This window comes from Cobetia sp. 14N.309.X.WAT.E.A4, from assembly GCF_030397495.1.
Lineage (GTDB): Bacteria > Pseudomonadota > Gammaproteobacteria > Pseudomonadales > Halomonadaceae > Cobetia > Cobetia marina.
In genome coordinates this window covers 1-597 of sequence record NZ_JAPNXT010000034.1, presented here as the reverse complement: position 1 = coordinate 597, position 597 = coordinate 1, and the positions used below count along the sequence as shown (strand labels likewise).

Below are 597 nucleotides of genomic sequence, written 5' to 3'. Positions count from 1 at the left end.
CATCAGCGCTATCTCTGCTCTCACTGCCGTAAAACATGGCAACTGCAGTTCACTTACACCGCTTCTCAACCCGGTACGCACCAGAAAATCATTGATATGGCCATGAATGGCGTTGGATGCCGGGCAACTGCCCGCATTATGGGCGTTGGCCTCAACACGATTTTACGTCACTTAAAAAACTCAGGCCGCAGTCGGTAACCTCGCGCATACAGCCGGGCAGTGACGTCATCGTCTGCGCGGAAATGGACGAAGAGTGGGGCTATGTCGGGGCTAAATCGCGCCAGCGCTGGCTGTTTTACGCGTATGACAGTCTCCGGAAGACGGTTGTTGCGCACGTATTCGGTGAGCGCACTATGGCGACGCTGGGGCGTCTTATGAGCCTGCTGTCACCCTTTGACGTGGTGATATGGATGACGGATGGCTGGCCGCTGTATGAATCCCGCCTGAAGGGAAAGCTGCACGTAATCAGCAAGCGATATACGCAGCGAATTGAGCGGCATAACCTGAATCTGAGGCAGCACCTGGCACGGCTGGGACGGAAGTCGCTGTCGTTCTCAAAATCGGTGGAGCTGCATGACAAAGTCATCGGGCATTATC

At 55.1% G+C, this 597-nt stretch carries 1 pseudogene; it reads left to right on the top strand.

The annotated features are described in order from the left end of the window. Positions 1 to 597, top strand: a pseudogene (locus tag OW493_RS17180) (IS1-like element IS1A family transposase); the annotation flags it as partial.